Origin of the sequence: Galbibacter marinus, from assembly GCF_000300875.1 — a bacterium.
GTDB classification, from domain to species: Bacteria; Bacteroidota; Bacteroidia; order Flavobacteriales; family Flavobacteriaceae; genus Galbibacter; species Galbibacter marinus.
In genome coordinates, this window is sequence record NZ_AMSG01000006.1 from 51,867 (window position 1) to 70,956 (window position 19,090).

A 19,090-nucleotide genomic window follows, 5' to 3' on the forward strand; every position below is an offset into this window, starting at 1 on the left:
ATTTAGTACCCGTTATTTTGTGTCAGGTTAGGATTTTTACTTCTTTCTTCTTCAGGTATGGGGTATAAAACATCAGTGTCCTGCCAGGATGTTTTTGTGCCACTTAAAATCTTTGGAGCCATTCCTGTACGTTTTATATCTAACCACCGATGGCCCCATTCGGTAAATAACTCTCTTTGTCTTTCTATCTGAATGGAGTCCAATAAAGCTTCTCCTGTAATGCCGGAATTTAGATTCATAATCAGATCGAGATTTGCTCGCTCCCTTATTTTATCCAGATCTGTAATAGCTCCGGTTAGATTTTCTAGATGAACTTTTGCCTCCGCCCGTATAAAATATTGTTCTGCCAAGCGCATTACCATAGAATATTCCTTGATACCCTCTGAATCATGAATTCTATATTTAGTTGGATAGTAATAATCTTTGACATCAGTAGGAAATACACCTAACCAGTATTCAGATCTAATGTCTTTTTTTGAATATAACATCAATTGTTTTTTGGTAATGGCGGTGGGTTGATTAGATTGTGGAGGAGCACTTGTTAAAATAAAAATTCGAGGTTCATTTGGAATAACGCTTAAGGCCCTACCAGCTGGAGATATTTGCCAAATAGCTTCTTGGCTATTGGCTAAAAAAACCTGATCTAGGTCGTTTAGTAAAGCATAATTCTCAGTGCTGTTGATTACTTGAGTACTATATGTTTCCGCTTTTTCCCAATCTTCCAGAAATAAATATACCCTAGCCATTAGAGCCATTGCTGTATATTTATTAGGTCGTATACGTTCTCCACCCTCATAGGACTCTCCTAAAATAGCAACAGCATTCTCTAAATCATCAATTATAGCTTCATATATTTCTGTTTTTTCAGCCCTCGATGCTAAGGCATTTTCTCTGTAATCTGGGGATTGTATTAAAGGTACTTTCCCATATAAATTGACAAGGTAGAAATAGACAAAAGCTCGCACAAATTGTACTTCGCCCATTAATTTAGCTTTCATCTCTTCAGATACTCCATTATATTTTCGCAGACCATCGATTACTGCATTACAGAGGTAAATAATATTATAGGCACTTGACCAAAGAGCTAAATTGTATGAGTTTTCTATTAAGATTTCGCTCTCTTCAAATTCGATCATCTCTTCATTTAATGCAGTGGTTTGCAGTTCACCAGCAGATAATCCTCCCAAGAGAGTGACAGAACGGAAATTACCATTAGAAAAATCAGCCTTGAACAATTCATTGTATATGCCAATTACAGCATTGTTTGCAGCTTCATCGCTACCGAAAACAGTTTCACTTACAATTTTTTGGTCGGGGACATCTACTTCAACAAAATTTTCACAGGATGACTGCATAAAGAAGAAGAAAATGATTATAATATGTCTTGTGTTTTTCATGATATAGATATTATAAGGTTACTTTAATACCGCAGGTAATAGTTCTTAATGGAGGAACCACACCCGATCCTCCCTGTGGGTCTAAGCCTTTATATGAGGTTATGGTGAAAAGGTTTTGTGCATGTACATAAATCTGACCTGATTTTACGTTTATTTTTTTCAGAATATGTTTAGGTAAGCGATACGACAGAGAAATATTTTTTAATCTTAGAAAGGAAGCATCTTCTATCCCCATAGTACTATTGGCCGTATTGTAAAAAGGGTCTATTGCTAAAAATGATTGTGAAACCTTTTGAATGTTTTCATTATCTCCGGGTCTTTCCCAAGCTTCTAAAAATTCTACAGGTTTGTTTCCAGAAAAACCAGGCGGAGTTGCTCTAAATATATGACTCCCGTTAAATTGTTTAATATATTCGAATAGGAACTGTAAAGAAAGTCCCTTATAACGGATATGGTTATTAATACCCCCGTAATATTCCCTTCCCATATTTTTTATAACTACCCTATCATCATTATTATATCGTCCATCCTCATTAGCATCCACTATTTGATAAAAGCCAGTTTCTTGGTTAATACCATCATATTGATAAAAGAAGGAAATGTTTAAGGGGTGTCCCACTCGGTATTGGCTAGCATATGAGGTATCGTCAATATTATCAAACTCCAGCAGTTTATTCTTTGGAATGGTCATATTTATTGAAGTTTGCCATGAGAAATTTTTACTACTTAAATTCATGGAGTTTAACAATACTTCCCAACCGCTGTTCTGCACCAACGCGGGTAGATTAGCCTGTACTGAGGTAAATCCTGTAATTGCAGGAAGTGGATATCCTACCAATTGATTGGAAGAACGGTTTCGATACCAACTGACCTCCATATTGAAATGATCATTAAGAAATCCTAATTGTAATGATGCCTCTATTTTTTTATTAACCTCCCAGGAATAATCTGGGTTAAATAGTTGGGTCGGATATAATCCTCCAATACCTTCTGTTGCCTCATACGTATCCAAAAAGCCATAGTCTGGTATCTGATCACTTCCAGTGGTACCATAACTAGCTCTTAATTTTCCAAAACTCAAGAAAGAAATATTCTCCTCAATTACCTTCTCACCCGAGAAAATCCAAGCACCCCCTATAGCCCAAAAATTAGAAAAACGTCGATCAGAGCCAAAGCGGGAAGACCCATCCCTTCTCCCTGTAATATTTAGGAAATATTTCTTGTACCAGTTCAATCCCATACGACCAAATAAAGCAGCATAGCGATAATGTATGTTGGCATCATTTGTAATTCTAACTTCCTCAGCTGCATTAAGATTGCTCATTAAACTTTTGTCGGGATAACCATTTGCCGTTATGCTTAAAAAGTTGCTCTTATTATCCTGGAAAGTCCCACCCATTAATGCATCAATATTTATTTTACCATAAGTTTGATTAAAAATAATTTGGGGTTCTAATATCCAGGATCGTCTTTTAGAATAGTTCTGATTTACGCCGAGTTTTATCCTCTCCCATCTATTAGGATTGTACCGTTCTTTATAATATTTTATTCCATCTTCATTATCTAATTTGGAAAAACCCGTACTAATTTTAAATCTCAACCCTTTTATAATACCATATGAAATATTCAAATTCGTTAATAGATTATCTGTTTTAATATCCTGTGGTTGTTTCAAAACTGCCAGTGGATTATCTACTGTCCAATTTTCCCAGTTTAGACTACCATCGTCCTTATAAATAGGAGGTGCATTTGGCGGAACGGAAAGTGCATAGTTGACAAAATTGGCTCCATTAAACACTTTGTTATTATCTACCCCATAGTTAGCAGAGAAGCTTAATTGAAATCTGTTATTATCTGATTTATGGCTAAAATTCACATTTGCCGTTAGTTTATTGTAGTCAAAATCTCCAGGGAATACAGAGCCTAGTTTATTATATGAGCCTCCAATCCTATAAGTGGTATTCTCATTACCACTAGAAATTGCCATGTTTATATTGTTAGCGAAGGCTGTACCTCCAAACAGAACATCCTGCCAATCTGTATATCGATTTTGATCCCATACCATAAGGTCAGGAGCATTTGTTTCTGTAGGAATGACTCCATCATTTTCAAAGGCTTGTTTTCTCATGGAAATGTATTGTCGGGTATTTAGTAGCTTCATTTTATTTGAAACTTCGGATATGCCTGAATACATGTTGATCTCTAATGAGCTCTTCCCTTGATTTAATTTCCCCTTTTTACTAGTAATCAATACTACACCATTGGCTCCCCGAGAACCATAAATCGCAGTAGCATCCGCATCTTTAAGCACTTCTATACTTTCTATATTATTGAGATTTAGGGTGCTCAAAGGGTCTAGTCCTGTTATTGTTAAAGTGCCAGGGCTTTGTATTGGTGCAGAGACAATTGGAATACCATCTATAATATATAATGGATAATTTCCATTATCATTGCGGCTGTTTCGTAAACTGTTTTGTCCACGTATTCGTATGGTCGGTGCCAAACCAGTAATTCCGCTTCCTTGTTCTACTTCCACTCCAGCCATTCTCCCTTCTAAACTCTGGAGCGGACTTACAATAGGTTGTAACTCTATTTCTTCTGAAGTTACTTTTGCGATACTTCCAGTTCGCTCTCTTTCCTTAACGGTGTAATACCCTGCATTAACAGTGACGGCTTCCAAGTTTGTTACATCCTCTTCGAGTGCCAATGAAAGTTCCTTTGAAGTTCCAACTGTCACTTCAAGAGGCTTAAATCCGATATAGCTTAATATTAAAACATCGGTAGGGGCGGCATCCACGTAAAAGTAACCCTCTTTATCTGTGAAAGTGCCATAAGAAGTCCCTTTGATTTCTACGTTCACTCCGGGAATCGGAATGCCGTTGGAATCCTTGACCTGCCCCTTAACCCGATGTTGGTAATCAGCTAATTCTAAAAAATTGATAGTTTTATTATTTCCGAATAGGGAATAGGTCCCAATAGAGAAGATGAGAAGGAGTACCAATAGTATACACCTATCTCTAATGATATGTTTATTTTGCATAATGTTGTTCTAATAGATTGTTTTTAGTTAATTATAAAGATTCCGATCACCTGTCAAATGCACTGAGAATCTTTTCCTTGTTAGATTAAATTAGTATGATGTCTGTTGTATTCTATCTCGTATATGTCTTTGTTTTTAAATGTTTTGTAATAGGGTATTCGTGATCTAAATCCATAATCCTGAACTATAATTTAAGTGAGTTTTAAACACACTATCATTAACTCAATCATGAATTGTCACTAACAGAGTAGTGGTATACTTTTCGATTAAAAAAAGTATACGTACATATCAGTCTAAATTCCATTCTTCCTTGGCCACTGCTACAATAATGGTATCTGGGCTAAATAGGATTTTTTCTTTTCTTCCGAAATAACCTATATGAAGGTGATACCTGTATCTTCTTTAAATAGTGAGATATGATTTCACAATTCAAATAAGTTGATAGATCCTTTGAACGTGATATTTCTATAAAAACCGACCCTATGCTGCAAGACCTTAATAAAACGACTTGCAAAAATGTTAAATACGGGTTACATTCGTAATCAATGCGACTTGACGAAAAATGTGACCTTTTAATTTCCTGAGGGAAACACGTTTGGTTACCCAAACATAAGATCGGTACTACCCAACAGATACTGTCGGGAAGATTTTTTTTGTTTAAGTGTGTATAATAGTTTTTTGAAATAGATACGAGAGGTTGTGACCAATTGGAATCACCAATAGTGATGTCCGCGGCCAGTGGGCTGCGGATAAAAGGTTTTGGCGGTATGTTAAACTTCGTTTTCATAATCATGTTGGTTATGTAAACGATGTGTACTCGATAAGCAAAGAAAGTTCCTCAATTGGTAAAAAACCAATAAAGCGAGCCTCAATGCTTTGAATGTGGTACCGTCAAGAACCGCCACAACCGAAGTTGTGGTTCCCCAAAGACTTACATGAGACCCGCCTATTGGTTTATATCGCGAAGATACAAAATCCAATAGAAAGCGAGCTCACGGTCTGCTCATAGGGAAAATTGACGGTTTTCATTTATGAGTGACATCGTATTAAGATTGAGTTAAAAACTCTTTCTTCTAATCGTCGCTATTGTTACTGATACAAATATAATGCATAAATCTATAAAAAACAAGAATTAAGGTTTTTATATAAATAATGAAATACAACATAAAAAGTGAATTCGGTAGACAAGCGAAAAAGTTTAGGTTGAAATTTGGGCTGAGTCAGAAGGAGTTAGCCGAACTTAGTAATATGAGTCCCTCTGAATATGGTGTTTTAGAAAAGGGAATTACAAATTATAATGTTGAAAAACTTCAAAGAGTCGCTTCGGTATATGGCTTAGTATATTACCAATTTGGCAATCCAAACTGTGAATTCCCTATATTCAATAAATTACCGAATAAAACAAGGAAAGCCATTATTTTACGGGAAAAGCCACTTAGGATCTATAAAGAGAGGTTAATAATTGAGCATTTGACGCTGTTACTAGGTGAATTGTCTACAGGTAATGAGTTTTTAATCAAACATTTGCGGACTAATATTAACAAAGAGTATAGTATCCTATACGAGGACGAAGAGATATCGGGAACTATAAGTAAAAACTTTTCAGAATACGTTATTAAAACTGATGATCAATATATGACTAAACAAGGTGTTGGAGCTAAACCTTTTTATTATAAATTAATTAAAAGAATACCTGCTCGAGTTATAGCTGAGGCAAAAGAAAAAGTTGGAGAATGATACTACCGATGAAGCTCCTTGTGCCCGTTAGGATCAAACTTTATTATCACCATTAATCGTTGAGTCATCAATAGGTGTTTTCACCACAAAATGCACCCTATTTTGTATTTTGAGTATCCCTACTTCAAAGACATCTCCATTTTTTAATTCAGCTCTAAAGCTTTTAGCTATTGGGATTTGACTTTTAAAGTAATATCTTTTTGTTGCCGGAAAATCTTGCTTTATATATGTCATCGATAAAGAATTCTTGTCTTCCTTCTTCATTTACTCTCACAGTTACCCTTTTCGTGGTTGCGATAAATGCGTGCGATTCAGCTGTAGTCTATTGTACCTGGTAATCAGGACTCCCAAAGATTAGCTTCCCTTCTTTGGTATACAGCGAAAAAAGGCGCTGATTAGTTGTCCCTCCTAGACCAGTTCATATTCAATTTTATCCCATAATCCTTTTACATGAAGTAATCTGAAAAAACTTCCATCCATATTGCCAGTTATCATGAAACCCTGCACCTACAAAAAGACCGTATCTTGATTTTTGAATAATTACAGTGTCATACGCTTGGTTTGATGCTAAGGTTTTAGGCTTAAACTTGTGGGCTTTTGCCTAAATATTTATCCAAATTCCAGTTTTTTGCCTCGTTAGCCCCAGTAATTACTGCCCTTACAACTTCTTACAACTAAAAGTTGTAATTGATTCGTATTCTTTTTTTGTTCATTGTGAGTGCTTTATAAGTGAAGAGTATTATAGATCTAAACTTTTAAAAATTGTCGACATAATTAAAAGGAACTAATCTTCACAAATTGGTAGAATCAGTGTTTAACCTGAATGGGGACTATCACATTAAATAACAGGTTGTGATTGTCCCCTTTTCATAAAACCCTTGTATGATGACAAGACTTATTACTTTAGATGATTTTCAAGAACTTAAAAAAGAAATACGCGAATATTGTAAACAGTCCATTGCTCTTCAAACCACTGGAGTAACCAGGAGATACCTTAAGTCGGATGAAGTAATGGACTTACTTAGGGTAAGTCCCGGAACACTACAGAATTTAAGGATCAATGGAACTCTGTCTTACATGAAATTAGGCGGAACGATTTATTATGACTTTAATGAGATTCAAAATGTAATGGAGAAGAATCGCGTGCAACACAGGCGAAAACCAAAACCCTAAATCTCATTAATACACGCAATACAGCTTTGAGAAGTTCTATTCAGATAGATGATTGTTGAAGTACGATTTAATTTCAATTATATGCGGTTAAAAACCATCTAAGGATTTGGAAAAAGTAAAGGCTATTGCATTAATGATCTGAAAGTAGAGCCTTCTGTTAGGCTCTACGTGAAAGACCTGAATGTACCGATAGGAGAGAAGGTACCATCCAATAAAGGGGTGCGGTACTGTTGTCCGATTAACTTTGTCTAGATTTTGGGGTAACTAGCTTACGCATTTTATATTTATTTCAATCCAAAAGTATACCATTTAGGATGCAAGCTATTTGTTCCTTATAATTGAACTACTTGTTTTATTTAATAAACAAATGGTTTACAAATAATGTATGGGGAGCACTTACCAGATTGATGTCAAATTTTAATGAGGATTCCACCCTGGAACTGGCACTGTGTATACGAAATGAAATTTGCCAGCCTTCATCAAAGGTAGCCAGCAATGTATTATCATAGCCATTTTTAAAGGAGAGCTCTATAATGCGGGAGGGGAGGTTTAACTTCTGAACCTTTGCCTTAGGTTTGTGTTTTCCGAAAGATTTATTTAAAGAACCCATTAAGTTAAAAGCCTGAATCTCTACCTTTTTCTTTCCTTTTATGACCTTATAGAAATCTTTGTTTCCAACTAAATAGAGAATCAGGTTTTGAGCAAAGTTATCAGGGGCTTGTTTTTCTAAAGCAAGCATTTCTTTTTTAAAAGCTTCTAAAATGGGTTTGTATACCTCTTGATATTTATCCTGTATTACTTCATCCCATTTGGTGGTGTTATCATGCTTTCTAATTTCACTTAACCGGTTAAAGACAACATTGACTTGATCAAAGTATGTAGTAGAACAAGGGAGACCAACCCAGCTTTTACCGAAATCTAATTTTCCGGATAGTCGAGAGTGTTTTAATGCCCTATGATTGTTCTTTGCAGAAATTCCAATCTCCCATTTCTGCTTTGCTCTTATAATAATGACATCCCTGACATCACCCTTTTGTCCCTGGCTATCTGTAGCGATTTCTAATTGCAATATATCTTCATTGTCAATTCCATAGGAGAGTCTCGGCTCCAAATCAATAAGAAAATTCACGGCAAAACTGGAACTTAAAACATACGCATCCTTTTCCTCTGAAGGAAAAGCATCAAAACATTCCCTCGCGGTTAAATAGGCATGATTCTCAATAATATTTACAGTTGTAATATCTTTCAGTCTTGAATGAAATTCATGCAATAAGGAATACTCAAAAGCCTTACCGGTTTTTGTTTGCTTAGCCATGGGAATAGATATAGATTAGGAATTCACTAATTCCAGCATTTTCTCCTTGATATAATTGCCATTAATAGGCGTGGATGAAGTGTCTGCTTTATTTGTTTTAATTTGTTTTTTAGTTTTTAATTGATTTAAGTCCTTTTTGATTTGCGATGCAATAACATGAGCAAGATCAACAGGAACTGCATTTCCTATCATTTTATAACCAGCTGCAACCGCTTTATAATGGAAAATGAAATCATCTGGGAAAGTTTGTATACGGGCACATTCCCTAACGCTTAATCTTCTATAAAGATGTTCTTTACCCGGAGCAAAAATCCTTACATCTGGTCCGGTAAGAACCATTTTTGGCGCCTGAGGATGGATAGGAGCATGGCGTCCGCCAGCTTGTATGGTAAATGAAGTTTCATCCCAACTGCGCACCCGGTTTCGTGACATATACATAGAAGAAAAGCCTCCGATCAGGTATTCATGATTTGGAACAGAACATTGATCACCATTAGTGTAGTTTCCCTGTAAAGCAGGGATTGCTGTTTCTTTTAAATCCGAAATTTTATTTTCAAGGGTGATTTTTTTCTTAGATGTGGTAGGTTCCGGAAATTTAAACTTAATACCTAAGTCTTTTCTATACCCTACAAAAAACACTCTCTTTCTGTCTTGTGGAACGCCATAATCCGAAGCGTTTAGCATCGTAAATGACAAATTATAGCCACATTCATTGAATAATGCTTTAATATTCTCCAATGCTTTGTGGTTGCGCTCTAATAGCATTCCAGATACATTCTCAGCCAGAAAGAATTTAGGTTGTTTATCAGCTAATATTCGAATAAAATCAAAAAATAGTTGTCCTCTTTTGTCCTGAATTCCTCTCAGTGATCCAGCTTCACTCCAACTTTGACATGGAGGTCCACCGATGATACCATCACATTGTGGAACTTCCTCAGAAAGAATATCAACAATACTACGTTTATCTAAAAAGGTATCTAAATGATTTTCTTCGTAAGTTTTCCAAATATCTTTATCGTATTCATTTGCCCATACCACATTGAAACCAGCTTTTGAAAAGCCTAAATCAAGACCTCCAGCACCTGAAAAGAAAGAAACTAAGTTCATATAAATTCTGGTTATAAATTGTTGAGTAGAGATTATTTCTCTAATGTCAATCCCTTAAATAAAAAGGGAATTGATAAGGTGTCAAAATTAATAAGATTTCTTTAAATAGAGCAGCTTATTTTGTTTAGTTAATATACATAAATTAATTTAAATAACTACAAAACCTTTTCCGTTTTGGGATCATTTTTTAGCATGGTTACATTTTCTCGAAAGGCGTTTATGGTTGGAATGTCTTTGATGATAACATGTGAGGATACTTCACAATGAATTCCATAAAATGATTTCTTAGGCATGTGTTCGAATGAATCAATCCTTACCTGATCTAAATATATAAATTGGGTAGGAGTGAAGTTGTATGTGCAAAAAATCAATAAATCATCAATGATAATATACTTAGAATGAATATTGGCATTAATATAATAAGCCGTTGATGGGTTGTCTTTTATATGCTTGTAAAAGTTACTATAACTTTTTTTGTTAACTAGGGTTCTAAATTTATGATCCACTTCTTTATTACCGGTGGCTAGGGTCTGCGATAGATAGGTTATATTCACTCCTTTGAGAGACATGTCTGAAATAGCACGTAAAATACCGGGTTTGGTATTGGATTGTAGGTTTATTTTTGAATGGAAGGGATTATAAAATTTATAATCAAAAGCAGATAAATGCTGACCGCAAATTATAATTTCTTTTTTTGCTGTTTTAATATGCGTTATTAGCTTTTCTTCCATTTTATTTGCTGAGTCAAAATAAAATGGTGCGCTATAAAAATTCTTTGAGTTATTTGCAGTGGTCAAAGGCTTAAGTTCGCGCCTAAGGATATTGAAGTTTTTATTAAAGCTTTTGATATGGATGCTATTTGCGATGATATCATTGAAAAATTGCCTGGTATTATCTTCATAACCCAGCTCATCTTCTATAATGAGTAAAGACTCATATTTAACTTTATCTCTGACAGCTAAGTTAGAGGAGCTCAATAAACTGATATACCCGTCCTTCTTTTTTATATATCCATTTTTAATATGAAGGGAGTATGGGAAATCTCCCTTTGAAAATTGCTTTATATACCTACTTCTAACATAGATGTGATTAAAGAAATATATGTTGTAATTGGCATAGTTATTAAAATAGTAGTCTTTGAAGATTTCTTCAGCTAAGCTGTACTTGGTATATTGAGATTGGCCGATAACATTTGTGTCTATATCTGTTAGTTTCTGAGCGGATTTGTTATCATACCCCTCTAAAGGGATGGTAATAACATTGACTTTAATGCCTTTTTGAGCGATCCGTTTTAGATAATTGTGTAATATCTTATTATTAAATAAATACCAACATAAATTTACTTCTTCAATGGCATCTATATTCCCTTCTATCGTGTCAATGATCGTTTTAAGTAACTTAGGAGAGCCACCTTGTAAGTAATGATTTGAATTTTGATAATCGTCTGGGTTTTCAAAAAAAGACTTAAATGGCATAGAATAATATAAATAGTTTAGCTAATCAAAGATAAAAATTATTCTGAGGTTGGATGTTGCAGTTTTATTAGTGAGGCTAATTTATGGATCTGTATGATTAAATCTGGCTAATTCTCTTGTGTCTCCAAAATTTCATAGGTGTATCTGTGGACAAAAGAGCTAAAGTTTTTATTCCGTTAAACTGTTCAATTCTTTTTCTAATTCCGTTGTTCCATTTTTAATCTTACAGGTTTTAATCAATTTAGATTGGCTTTTAAAATATTCAAATAGAAGTTTGGATTTATGGTAACACTTATTGTCATTTGTTATAAATGCTTTACAAATTGAACCATAAGCCGAATGTTTTGCGTCATTCAGTAAGTTACTATACTCTCCTTTTTCATTCATTGAGTCTGGAAAAAAGCCAATCAAGTCTAAATTCATATATGCAGTTGTATAATAATCAATATATGTCAAAGGATGTGTTGAAGTATCTCCTCGAAGCGATAATCCAAATTCAATGAATTCCTTCAAGGAACCACTTATACCTAACATTTTGATTAGTTCATCCAATTGAGATGCTGAAAAATTACAGATACTCTTTGGGTCTAATTTAAAGTGTATTTTGATTATATCATCCCTTAATGAACCATATGTGTCTGTCATTTGTTTTATGGCAGTGTGCGATCCAGCCATTGGTATTGAATTGTCATAAACATTTTGTTCATAGAATTCAAGGGCATTTCGATTTTCAACATCGACATAATCACGTCCAAAATATTTAACAATTACTAAATCCTTTGCTTTTTCAGAAAGATAGGTCAAGTCATTTATTCGTTTACTCGATAATCCGCCGGATGTCTTTGCTAGATCTCCAAGGTGTGCATCTGAATAAACTAAAGTGATTTTATCAGATTCCCTTTTTAGAAAGTCATTCAGAATGATGTGAGGACTCAGTTTTGGTTCTTTAAGTATGGAAAACAAATTCCAATCTATATATGTAAGTTCCGCTGTTTTCAATGTTTGGTCAAATTGTGGTGTTGAATTGAGCCTGCTACTCGAATTAATATATTTAATTGCTAAGTTATTAAATTTCGGATAACAGTAATCCCACTAATACCAGCTCCGGTAATTATACGAACGGTATAAAATCGATTTATGGTAATTATGTCGCCAAACCTAACGTTTTCGTATCCAGTGTCTTGTCCAGAGATACTCCACCTCAAAGTTTACCAATCATTCCAGAGTAAAGTGGTTCTTCGTCAAACTTGGGGATTACCGGTAAGCTGACCTTTCTATCCGATAAATTCTTTTATTTTATCTAGCCAGACTTTAATTTCAGCATAACCGCCTCGCTCATTTAATCTATCAATTGTCATTTTATTGACACCATCTGTGTTTAATTTACGTTTTGCTTTCGATATTTTTTTCTTTTGTTTTTCTTCGTTTTTTACAGGGTCTGGATTTATAGAGTTCCAATCGGTATCACTTTCTGCACTATGAACTGCCATTGCAACTTTTTCAGGAACATCATCTGCATCAGTTATTTCTGATAAATTGATTGTAATATTAAAATCAAGATAACATTCATTAATTGCATCATGGTGTAAATAGTTTTCCAATTCTGATTTTGCTGTATTATAACCAATTTTTTTATCGTTCCCTTCTGCATTTAAATCTGCAACGCTTTGAATATATGCCGGATTATCTGAATCATAAATGTGAACTTGCGCTTGTAAAAGGCCATCTAAATATTTCTTCTCTATATAGTATTTCAATTGAGATCCACCTGTTGGAATGAATGCAACAGCCTCATTATTTTCTAAATTCAGAATCGAATTATCATAGGCATTCAAAAGTTTACTCATGCCAATTAAGCCATTTATATCATTTTCTCCCTCAACAAAAACCAATACTTTAACCTTGTTTTTCGGGTCTGGTAATGCACCTAAAGTTTTAATAATTTTGTCAATTATTTCAGTATTGTCTGTTCCATCCGTATTTAAACCACTTTCAACATTTATATTGCCATTATTAGAATATACATATCTTAACGATTTTTTAGGAATTTCTTTAGCTAGATTGGAATTATGCGTTGTAAAAAACACTTGAGCATTTTCAGTTTCTGATAATTCTCCTAAAGCATTTACGATCATTAGTTGAAAATCAGGGTGCTGTGATGTTTCTGGCTCTTCTAGTGCATATATGATGTTTGGTGCGTTAGCAGTTCTCCTATTTTCAACCTGGGCTCTAAAGAAACTTAGCAAGACTAAACGCCTCATTCCACTTCCTCTTTTATTGAGAGGAACGCCTCTGTCATCTTCTAAAGTTAATTTGAAGATTGAATTCCAGGTAGGTTCTTTAGGGAAATTAGAGCGTAAAGTTTCCGCTAAACTAGAATCTAATTCGTTTAATTTATTTATTGTGTCATCAGCGAGAGAAGTGGAAGCATTTTGTACAGCTTCTTTTAATTGTTCCAATAATGGTTTAATATGGTCTCTTTTTAAAACCTCTTTTATGATCTGCCTCATTGGATCTTGTATATCCGAATCTTGGTCTGTTAATGGTTTGTCAACGAAAAAAAGAGAATAAATCGGCAAATATTTTTTTAGACCTGCCCATATTTTCTTTCTATTATCCTCGTTGTCTAATTTCCCATCTATTTTTATTTCAGTAGTTTGTGTTATTATCTTTCCGTCTGTAAAAAAGTGGTTTCTTATTGCATTTCTTAATTCTTTACTTCTTCTTCTATTAACTCCTTCTGGGTTAATATCCAATTCCTCAAATTGAAGTTTTAAAGTTGTTCGCTTTTTTGAAAGTAAGTCTGTTAGGTTCTCATTATCAGGATATTCGCAAATTATAACAGATTCTTCTGATATACTACCAGCTGCTGAAACTGGAAACTTCTTTTTAATCTCAAGTTTTTTACTAACATTTAAAAGAAATTCATCTTTTAAACTTGTTTCTATCGTGTCGTCAAGAATTAAGGTGTCAGGTAAATCATCAAAAACACATGTTATTTCTATTTGGGAATTGTCATTCGAAATACATAAATCGTGCTTATCAGGTTTTCCGTTAAAAAAGATTTCTAACGCTTCCAATATAGTGGATTTACCAACGTCATTTTTTCCTATTATAACATTGAGATCCGAAACGTCAATTTCTGTTTCTAGAGAATAACTTCTAAAGTTTTTTAATTTAAGCTTATTTAGTTTCATAGGTAGTTTTGTTCAGTTTGTTTACAACAAATGTAAAACGATTTACAGAGCATTGAATGTGGAAAGCCGTAAACGAGTGTAAATAAAATGCTAAGCAGGAGAAGAGAGGTGTTAAATGTAATAGATAATAACACATTTTTGGCAAAAAACGAATAGTTACTAGATTGTGTAAGATGTTAATTTTAACAACCAGACAGGAAGTGACAGCCTTTTCACTACCATTGGATAGAATAACAGGGGACTATCTAATAAATTATTTTGTTGTTTTACCAAAGCAATTTAAATATTATCCATAAGCCCTTCCAAAGTAACTTTTGAGATCTATTACTTCATTATCGGTCAGTTGTGATTTTTTTAGGAGATCGTTTAGGACATTTGGGAGAGCATTGAAAAGATCTTTTATCACCCAATTGCCATTCTGAATTTCCTATAATCTCGTGATCTTTACTAGATTTATTTTTCAAATTGTCGTCGGGTTATGAAATAAAATTATAAAACGTTAAAATATATTTAATTAATTCTGATATTTGAACGTGAATGTTTGGGTACAAACACGAACTTTATTTTAACTTTGGAATTAATAAAGGAAACGCAATAATGCCCAATCGGCTGAGTATGTGCATTATTATGAATATAAAAATTCATCAATGATAAATATTTTAAGATCAACTAATTTAAAAATGAATTTCAGTAATGATTACGGTAGACGATAAATTATACATTACCAAGGAGGTTAACAATGTAATTCTAAGATTTGCTAAGGAAATAGTACTTCGCCGTTTGTTAAATTTGTACACATATGGATCAGAAAATGAGAAAAGTGAATTAACCGAACTTCTCATCATTGTAAGTCATTACAATGGAGATTTGCCGCCACCAGAGCAACAACTTGAAATGATAGGTTTCCTGTCTGAATTTATAAGAAAATTAAGCATTGAAGAACGCACAGCACTAAATTTCTGGGTGTTGAACCAGCGTTATTTAAGATATCTAGAGGAAACTGAAATCACATCAAAGCATATGAAAATGGAACAATTTAATCAAGAATATGGTAGGGAATTAGCCTATAAATTATATAACCCAGTGGGTTCTGGTCTGGACGATGATCTCCAAGAAGAATTGACAACATTCCTTACTCATTTTTCGATTGAAATGGATTTTTCTTTGATAGATGAACACACTTTTGAGGATGTGAGTGATATTATTAAGTCATATTGTGAATAGGCAATGCATTATTTAAGTCATATTGAACATTCGCAGAAACCGACATAATCATCTTTTGGGTCTATGTTGATTACTGTGGGTGTATTTATAAAATTTATTTCGGTTTAATTCCATTTTGAACTTTACCACTGGACTCCTTTCTATTCATAAAAATAGCTATGTCATTCAATGGGAGGTTTTCCCATGCTTTTCCCGTAAACTTAAATTGATATTCTATGCTGGTGTAACCTATTGGATTAAGGAAGTGAATGTATAAAATATCATCCTTAATAATGGAAATAGGCTTGTCAAAAATACTGTTGGAGTTTAATAACTTTAACAATAGTTCTATGTTTATTTCCTTTGTTTTATTATTTGTGCAATGCCTAGGGATTACCATGCCGATGACATCTGTAGTATACTCACCAGGTTCTTTTAATCGATATAACACCCAATAATCCTCAAGCTCCTCAATACTTTTATCAGTGCAGGTGCAAAACTTTATTTGATCTGAAATTTCACACATAATGTGTAGAAGGTTTTAGTTTCAGTTAAGATAGCATATCGAAAACCAAGAAACAAATGTTTTCAACAACTACAGTAGGTGTTCAATAAAATGAGCTATATAGCAGCCTATGTCTGTTACTACTTCATCCAATACTTAAATTATTTACATACTGTTAGAATATTATAATCCCTGCTCAATCATATAATTAAAGATTTAAACATCAATTAAAAGATAACCTGTACTCCGTTTATCTCACCCTTTTTTAAATTTGGATAAACTATTCAAACAAAAAGGCAATATCATCTGCGGTTAGGCTTTTTAGGAAGTTACTGTCATCCGAAACAACCTCATCCGAAAGAATCTGTTTTTTCTCTTGTAAGGCCATAATCTTTTCTTCAATAGTATCCTTACAGATCATATTGTAGGCAAAAACTTTTTGATCCTGGCCGATACGGTGGGTTCGATCAATGGCTTGTTGCTGTACGGCTTTGTTCCACCAGGGTTCCATCAGGAAAACATAATTGGCATTGGTAAGGTTGATTCCGGAATTTCCCGCCATAAGACTTAATAAAAACACCTGTATATCCGAATCTTCTTCTTGAAATTCAGAAACCAATCGGATACGCTCCTTTGCAGCTGTTTTTCCCCTAAACTGGCGATATGTAATATCGTTTTCTTCAAAGGCTTCGCATAGCAGATCCATAGTCCCTAAAAATTGAGAGAATACAATGACTTTGTTCTCGGCTAGATCCGTGGTTAGGGTTTCGATCAGACTATCGATTTTTATGGAAGGCCTGTTGTTGAAATCCGTCTCTTCTTTTAAAAGCCGAGGTGAACTGCAAACCTGTCTGAGCTTGGTGATTCCTTGTAGTACTCCTAATTTGGCCTTGTTCAATCCTTTATCGTTGATTTCAACCATAATGTTACTCTTTACCTTGTTTTTGACCTCTTCGTAAGCCAAACGTTGGTGTTCTCCCATTTCGCACCAGAGCACAGATTCTGTTTTAGGCGGTAGGTCCGGACCAGCGGTTTGTTTGGTTCGCCTTAAAATAAACGGACTGGTTAGTTTTTTAAGCGTATTCACTTGTTCTTCTCCTTTTTTGAACGCAAGGGGTTTCTCGAACTGTTCCTTAAATTGCTTTAGGGAAGGAAAGAGCTGAGGAAGAAGAAAATGTAATTGTGGAAACAAATCTGTTACATTGTTCATAATCGGAGTACCGTTGAGGATAACTCTGCGTCTTCCTCTGAGCTTCAGGACGGCTTGAGTTTGTTTAGCCGTATAGTTTTTAATGTGATGGCTTTCATCCAATACAATGGCATCCCAAAGCATTTTTGACATCAGTTCATTATCGTTCCTAATTAAAGGGTAGGAGGTGATCAGTACTTGATACTCACCTTCTAAAAAATGGTTAATATCACGTTGAGTTCCATGATAGATACAAAGATTGAAATTGGGCGCAAACTTTTCAAATTCATTTTTCCAATTGTAAATAAGCGAAGCAGGGCAGATGATCAAGAATTTAGATTTTGGATTGCTCTCTAACCAGTAGGACATTGATGTGATAGTCTGCAAAGTTTTCCCCAGTCCCATATCATCAGCCAGCAGTGTACCAGCATCGATTTCAGCCATCAAATTAATCCACTCATAACCCTTATGTTGGTAATTTCTTAAATCGGCCTGTACCAAATCCGGTTTTTCATAAAGCTGCTCCTCTGATTGGTTCCAGCGATCCCATTTTTCCAGCCAATCTTTTGGCAATACCATATTAGCAGCAGTGTGGTTTCGGGCAGAATCAAAAATGAACAGCAGCCATTTTGGAAATTCGATCTCGTCTCCATCTACATTTGCATTTCTTACAAGTAGGGCATAGTTTTTCAACCAGTCTTTTGTGAGTATACCAAGGGAACTATCCTTTAATAAAACAAAGGAATCCCCTCGCTTTAGGGCTTTCTGTAAGGTTATTGTGTCTATTTTTTCGTCACCGAAATGAGTTGTAAATTTGGCGGTGACCATATTGTCCAAGGTTTTTGTGATTTTTAGACGAGACACTACCTGGTGGCTCGAATACCTAAAATAGCCCAGCATATCCATACCGGTTATCGTAAAATTATCCTTGAGTTGCTCGTGGTAAAAGTTAAAAAACCAATTCTTTTTGGAAGCTTCTTCAAACTTTAAGAAAAAGCTGCCCTGTCCTTTAAATTTAGGATGGGCGTTTTCCATAAACTCCAATGTTTTACCTTCTTCTTCTTTATTACGGAGATAAGTAATCCGTTTGAGTCCATCATAAACTGAAAATTGAGTTTTATGGTCTTCCACAATGGTACCGTCATACTCCCAACGGGGTAAAAACAACAACATATCGCCTCCCAATTCGGAAATCTGGATTATGGCTTTTGGGGTGGTTTCCCTAGTCTCTTCTTCAAAGACACCTTCGAGATCCAAGGGATACCTTTTCAGTTTGTCATGGTATTTTTCAAGGTAGGTTTGGTGACTGAATGCCCCGGCCTCAGCAATTTCCTCCATCAACTGCCAATCCAACTTTTTTAACAAGTAATAATTATCTTCTTTACAAATTAAGAATCGGGACTGCTGAAAGTCCGTAGCCTTGTAGGTCTGATTACCGAGTTGAAAAAAAGTGACTATCGAAAGCTTTTTACCTGTTTTCTCGATCTTGAAATATAGCTCAGGAGTCTGGGAAGAATCAAAATGGCAGCGTTGGATCATATAGCGTTTTTCGCCGACTTTGATTTTATGATGTAGATCTTGATCTGTAGAAAGTATATTGAAAACTTGGCGGAGGGATTTGAAGTAATATTCAGATAGATACTTCTCGATATAATCCTCTAAAGTTTTTTTTGGATTTAACTTTCGATAATGGAATGCGTGCTTTTTCTCCTTTGATACCGTGCTTTGTCAATGAAAATCATTCGAGGATAA

13 protein-coding genes are annotated in these 19,090 nt (G+C 34.6%); 3 read left to right on the forward strand and 10 right to left on the reverse strand.

Annotated elements, in window-relative coordinates:
- Positions 1-2 precede the first annotated feature (2 nt).
- Both I215_RS06455 and I215_RS06460 read right to left on the reverse strand, forming a co-directional pair.
- Positions 3-1,397 (reverse strand): RagB/SusD family nutrient uptake outer membrane protein, encoded by a 1,395-nt coding sequence (locus tag I215_RS06455; RefSeq protein WP_040459933.1) that lies wholly within the window; start codon positions 1,395-1,397, stop codon positions 3-5.
- 10 nt (positions 1,398-1,407) lie between these two features.
- Entirely contained in the window at positions 1,408-4,437 is a 3,030-nt protein-coding gene (locus I215_RS06460) for a SusC/RagA family TonB-linked outer membrane protein (RefSeq protein ID WP_008991162.1), read from the reverse strand.
- 1,152 nt (positions 4,438-5,589) lie between these two features.
- Between I215_RS06460 and I215_RS06465 the strand changes: the two genes are divergently transcribed.
- Positions 5,590-6,174, forward strand: a complete 585-nt coding sequence (locus I215_RS06465; protein ID WP_008991163.1) for a helix-turn-helix domain-containing protein — start codon at positions 5,590-5,592, stop codon at positions 6,172-6,174.
- A 33-nt stretch (positions 6,175-6,207) separates the two neighbouring features.
- Here I215_RS06465 and I215_RS06470 read toward each other — a convergent pair whose 3' ends face one another.
- Positions 6,208-6,438: a hypothetical protein gene (locus tag I215_RS06470; protein ID WP_008991164.1), complete on the reverse strand. Its 231-nt coding sequence runs from the start codon at positions 6,436-6,438 to the stop codon at positions 6,208-6,210.
- Positions 6,439-7,056: 618 nt separating this feature from the next.
- Here I215_RS06470 and I215_RS06475 point away from each other — a divergent pair.
- Entirely contained in the window at positions 7,057-7,347 is a 291-nt protein-coding gene (locus I215_RS06475) for a helix-turn-helix domain-containing protein (protein ID WP_008991165.1), read from the forward strand.
- A 352-nt stretch (positions 7,348-7,699) separates the two neighbouring features.
- On the opposite strand, the gene I215_RS06480 is transcribed toward I215_RS06475, so the two are convergent.
- The 5 genes from I215_RS06480 to I215_RS06500 form a co-directional block, all read right to left on the reverse strand.
- Positions 7,700-8,662: a HaeIII family restriction endonuclease gene (locus I215_RS06480; RefSeq protein ID WP_008991166.1), complete on the reverse strand. Its 963-nt coding sequence runs from the start codon at positions 8,660-8,662 to the stop codon at positions 7,700-7,702.
- A 15-nt stretch (positions 8,663-8,677) separates the two neighbouring features.
- Positions 8,678-9,769 (reverse strand): DNA cytosine methyltransferase, encoded by a 1,092-nt coding sequence (locus I215_RS06485; RefSeq protein WP_008991167.1) that lies wholly within the window; start codon positions 9,767-9,769, stop codon positions 8,678-8,680.
- 155 nt (positions 9,770-9,924) lie between these two features.
- A complete protein-coding gene (locus I215_RS06490; protein ID WP_008991168.1) occupies positions 9,925-11,244 on the reverse strand; it encodes a phospholipase D-like domain-containing protein in 1,320 nt (439 codons plus the stop codon).
- 168 nt (positions 11,245-11,412) lie between these two features.
- Entirely contained in the window at positions 11,413-12,243 is an 831-nt protein-coding gene (locus I215_RS06495) for a hypothetical protein (RefSeq protein ID WP_008991169.1), read from the reverse strand.
- A 275-nt stretch (positions 12,244-12,518) separates the two neighbouring features.
- A complete protein-coding gene (locus tag I215_RS06500) occupies positions 12,519-14,441 on the reverse strand; it encodes an ATP-binding protein (protein WP_008991170.1) in 1,923 nt (640 codons plus the stop codon).
- 693 nt (positions 14,442-15,134) lie between these two features.
- Here I215_RS06500 and I215_RS06505 point away from each other — a divergent pair.
- Positions 15,135-15,665 carry a hypothetical protein gene (locus I215_RS06505; protein WP_008991171.1) on the forward strand — a complete coding sequence of 177 codons (531 nt, stop codon included), beginning with the start codon at positions 15,135-15,137 and terminating at the stop codon, positions 15,663-15,665.
- A 94-nt stretch (positions 15,666-15,759) separates the two neighbouring features.
- Here I215_RS06505 and I215_RS06510 read toward each other — a convergent pair whose 3' ends face one another.
- Both I215_RS06510 and I215_RS06515 read right to left on the reverse strand, forming a co-directional pair.
- A complete protein-coding gene (locus tag I215_RS06510) occupies positions 15,760-16,170 on the reverse strand; it encodes a hypothetical protein (protein WP_008991172.1) in 411 nt (136 codons plus the stop codon).
- A 259-nt stretch (positions 16,171-16,429) separates the two neighbouring features.
- Positions 16,430-18,877: a DEAD/DEAH box helicase gene (locus I215_RS06515; RefSeq protein ID WP_008991173.1), complete on the reverse strand. Its 2,448-nt coding sequence runs from the start codon at positions 18,875-18,877 to the stop codon at positions 16,430-16,432.
- Positions 18,878-19,090 lie beyond the last annotated feature (213 nt).

Coding starts and splice junctions, on each gene's coding strand:
- I215_RS06485 (WP_008991167.1), bottom strand. CDS start 9,769: ATGAACTTAGTTTCTTTCTTTTCAGGTGCTGGAGGTCTTGATTTAGGC.
- I215_RS06490 (WP_008991168.1), bottom strand. CDS start 11,244: ATGCCATTTAAGTCTTTTTTTGAAAACCCAGACGATTATCAAAATTCA.
- I215_RS06460 (WP_008991162.1), bottom strand. CDS start 4,437: ATGCAAAATAAACATATCATTAGAGATAGGTGTATACTATTGGTACTC.
- I215_RS06500 (WP_008991170.1), bottom strand. CDS start 14,441: ATGAAACTAAATAAGCTTAAATTAAAAAACTTTAGAAGTTATTCTCTA.
- I215_RS06470 (WP_008991164.1), bottom strand. CDS start 6,438: ATGAAGAAGGAAGACAAGAATTCTTTATCGATGACATATATAAAGCAA.
- I215_RS06465 (WP_008991163.1), top strand. CDS start 5,590: ATGAAATACAACATAAAAAGTGAATTCGGTAGACAAGCGAAAAAGTTT.
- I215_RS06480 (WP_008991166.1), bottom strand. CDS start 8,662: ATGGCTAAGCAAACAAAAACCGGTAAGGCTTTTGAGTATTCCTTATTG.
- I215_RS06475 (WP_008991165.1), top strand. CDS start 7,057: ATGATGACAAGACTTATTACTTTAGATGATTTTCAAGAACTTAAAAAA.
- I215_RS06455 (WP_040459933.1), bottom strand. CDS start 1,397: ATGAAAAACACAAGACATATTATAATCATTTTCTTCTTCTTTATGCAG.
- I215_RS06510 (WP_008991172.1), bottom strand. CDS start 16,170: ATGTGTGAAATTTCAGATCAAATAAAGTTTTGCACCTGCACTGATAAA.
- I215_RS06515 (WP_008991173.1), bottom strand. CDS start 18,877: ATGATCCAACGCTGCCATTTTGATTCTTCCCAGACTCCTGAGCTATAT.
- I215_RS06505 (WP_008991171.1), top strand. CDS start 15,135: ATGATTACGGTAGACGATAAATTATACATTACCAAGGAGGTTAACAAT.